The organism is Variovorax sp. 01T439_2, from assembly GCF_056398445.1.
Genome location: NZ_JBFTPJ010000706.1, coordinates 1 through 3,106 on the forward strand (window position 1 = coordinate 1; position 3,106 = coordinate 3,106).

General features: G+C 64.3%; 4 protein-coding genes. All 4 read left to right on the top strand.

The genetic code is table 11. From position 1 onward, the window contains the following. A partial coding sequence (locus AC1DOC_RS26300; protein ID WP_478130802.1) for a beta-eliminating lyase-related protein occupies positions 1 to 464 on the top strand: 464 nt, incomplete at its 5' end. Positions 465 to 571: 107 nt separating this feature from the next. Continuing rightward, positions 572 to 1,507 (top strand): tripartite tricarboxylate transporter substrate binding protein, encoded by a 936-nt coding sequence (locus tag AC1DOC_RS26305; protein WP_478081485.1) that lies wholly within the window; start codon positions 572 to 574, stop codon positions 1,505 to 1,507. Between the two features lie 156 nt (positions 1,508 to 1,663). Beyond that, the gene (locus tag AC1DOC_RS26310; RefSeq protein WP_015865508.1) at positions 1,664 to 1,942 is read left to right on the top strand and encodes a type II toxin-antitoxin system Phd/YefM family antitoxin; all 279 of its coding nucleotides are present in this window, start codon (positions 1,664 to 1,666) and stop codon (positions 1,940 to 1,942) included. A 300-nt stretch (positions 1,943 to 2,242) separates the two neighbouring features. Next, positions 2,243 to 3,106 (top strand): HAMP domain-containing protein (locus tag AC1DOC_RS26315; RefSeq protein WP_478130803.1); only part of this gene is annotated, 864 nt, incomplete at its 3' end.

The window sequence follows — 3,106 nt, forward strand, 5'->3', positions numbered from 1 at the left end:
CGGTGACCCTCTGCCTTTCCAAGGGCCTGAGCGCGCCTGCAGGTGCGGTGCTCGCCGGCCCGTCCGCCACCATGGCCAGCGCCAGACGGCTGCGCAAGATGCTCGGGGGCACGCAGCGCCAGATCGGCGTGGTTGCCGCCGCGGGACTGGACGCCCTGGAAACCATGCCCGGCCGGCTCGCGCAAGACCATGCTTTGGCGTCGTGCCTGAGCGAGGCATTGCGCGCCGTGTTGCCCGGCTCCGTCGGTATCAGCACGCCGCCCACCAACATCGTCTTCGTCGACGTGCCCGAGGCCGCAGCCGACAGTCTCGCCTGGGCGGAGGCACTCAAGGAATGCGATGTCCTGGTCCGCCCGTGGGGTCCGCGCCGGATCCGGCTCGTGACGCACCGCCATATCGACGCGGCCTGCGTGGATGCCGCCGCCACCGGATTCCGGCGTGCCGCGCAATCGCTGCTTGCCTGAATGCGTTCTCGCAAGGACGCGCCTCCCTTCGAACACATCGCGTACTACCAGGAGCCTTGACCATGCCTTCCATCGGCCGCCGGGACTTTGTCGCCTCTGCCTTCCTGATGGCCGCCGGCCTGGGGAGCGGCCGCGCATTTGCCAGCGGCTTTCCCAGCCGGCCCATCCGCCTGATCGTGCCGTACGGGCCCGGAGGCGGTTCCGATTTTGTCGCGCGCCTGATTGCCCAGAAACTGACCGAAACGGCGGGGTGGAATGTCGTCGTGGACAACAAGGCCGGGGCCTCGGGGCTGATCGGCACCGATGCCGCGGCCAAGAGCGCCGCGGACGGCTACACCTTGTTCCTTGCGGACGCCGCGCACGCCACCAATGCCGCGGTACAGCCCAAATTGCCCTTTGATCCGATCAAGGATTTCTCGCCGCTCACGCTCGTGGGCTCTTCGCCGCAACTGCTGGTGGCGCATCCGTCGCTTCCGGCCAACTCCCTGCGCGAACTGATCGCGCTGCCGCGTGCCCGAGTGCGCGAATACGGCGTGGGAACACCAGGGCAGGGGTCCGTGCCCCACCTGCTGTGCGAGACGCTCAAGCGCAAGACGGGCATGGAGCTGGTGCACGTGCCCTACAAGGGCGGCAGCGCGGCCTTGACCGATGCGGTGGGCGGGCAGGTTGCCATGGTGATCAATTCCGTGCCGGCTTGCATGCCGCACATCGAAGCGAAGAGGCTCAAGGTTCTTGCCATTGCCAGCGCGACGCGGCATCCGAAATTGCCGGACGTGCAGACCTTCTCCGAAAGCGTGCCGGGCATGGTGGGAGGCGCCTGGTATGGCGTGATGGCACCTGCCGGGGTGCCCGCGGATCTGCTGCAGCAGCTGAACGCGGCCGTCGACAAGGTGCTGGAACTGCCGGAAGTCAAGGCCCGGCTGGAAAGCTCGTTCGTGGATTCCATGCCCCGCGGGCCGCAGGCGTTCTCCAAGTACCTGAGCGAAGAAATCGCGCGCTGGAAATCGGTCGTGAAAGAGACGGGGGTCACGGTCAACAGCTGAGGCTCTTCGGGTGTTGCTTTGCTGCCCAAGGCGGCGGCAAGTGCATGGTGCTGTCAGCTTGCTGACATGCCAGCCTGCAGGTTCGGAGCCTGTGTTAGCACTTGACCTTAACTAAATTCGGTACTAGATCTACTCTTCAGGCACTCGAAGATCGCCATGCCGACCATCTCCAACATCAAGTCAATCTCATACCTGAAAAGCCATGCCGCTCAAATCTCCGAGGATCTGGAGATGAACGGCACGCCCTTCTTCATCACCCAGAATGGCGAGGCCTGCATGGTGATTGAAAGCGTCAAGCAGTTTCAGGAAAAAGAATCGCTGATCGCCGCCTTGAAGATCATTGCCTTGGGTGAGAAAGAGCGCATGAAGGGCAAAGGTATTTCCGCTGCCGAATCCCGTGCGCAACTGGCCGCAGCTCGCCAACGCCGCAAGTAGTGGCTATCTTCATTCTTCGCGATACCCAGGAGGACACTTTCGTCTATGCCGTTGCGGGACATCGGCAAGACTATCCAACGCTCTTGATGAAGCGCCTTCTGAGGATTTGAAGGGAATGGATTCGAGCTGCCTCCCGCGCAGCGATCATCAACAAGCCATGGCGATCACTGGCCTCTCGACTCCGAACTGGTCGCCGATAAAGAACCAGCTGGTCACCGGCCCTCTGCATGCGCATCACGACAAGGCCAAGCGCGACTTGCTGGAGCGCAGGGCAAATCGAGGCCTGTAGACTTCGCCGCCATGTTTCGTCTACGGTTGTCGTTCGCCTTTGCGGTTCTTGTTGCACTGGTGTGCTGCCAGGCCGCCTTTGTCTACTGGGGCTCCAATCGCGTCAACGAATACGCCGCACACAGCCGGCTGACGAGCGACATTCTTTCCGAGCTCCTCGAGATTTCAGCCAACAAGCAAAGGCTGCGCGTGTGGGCCTCGCAGCGGCTCATGAATGCGGAGGCGACCTCGGCGGTGCGGGACCAGCTGCTCGAGCGGATGCGGACCGGCGCTGCGCGGCTGGACGCCATGTCCCGCCTGCACCTGGACTCGTGGCGGAAGCTGTCCTCGCGGGAGGACATCGCCGTGCCGCAAGAGGTTCTCCAGCTGGTCGAGATCAGCAAGCTGCTGGACGGCAACATCCTCGAGGTGCAGGCGCAGCTTCAGGACTTGCAGCCGCTGTCGCCCGGCGCGGAATTCCCGAATGTCTGGCGGCAGGTGGCGCAGGTCTTCGACATGACCCAGGGCCGCGACCTTCGCGAGCTGCTCAACGGTGCCATCGAAGGACAGCGCAAGGCGGTTCCCATTGCCCGTGCCGCAACCGAGCGGGGCCTGGACCGGCTGCGGCAGCAGGCGATTGCGATGGCGATCATCGCCCTTGTCGCAGCGGTGCTGTGGGCGCTGCATCTGCGCGGTCGCCTCAAGCGCCCCCTGGAGCTGCTGCTGCAAGGCACGCGGGCCCTGCAGTCCGGTTCGCTCGAGCACCGCATCGACCTTGCATCGGGCGACGAATTCGAAGTGGTGGCGCGCCATTTCAACCAGATGGCCGCGGAACTTCAGCAGCATCGCCAGCAGGCCGACGAAGCCCGCCGGCGCCTGGAAGACGCGGTCCAGGAC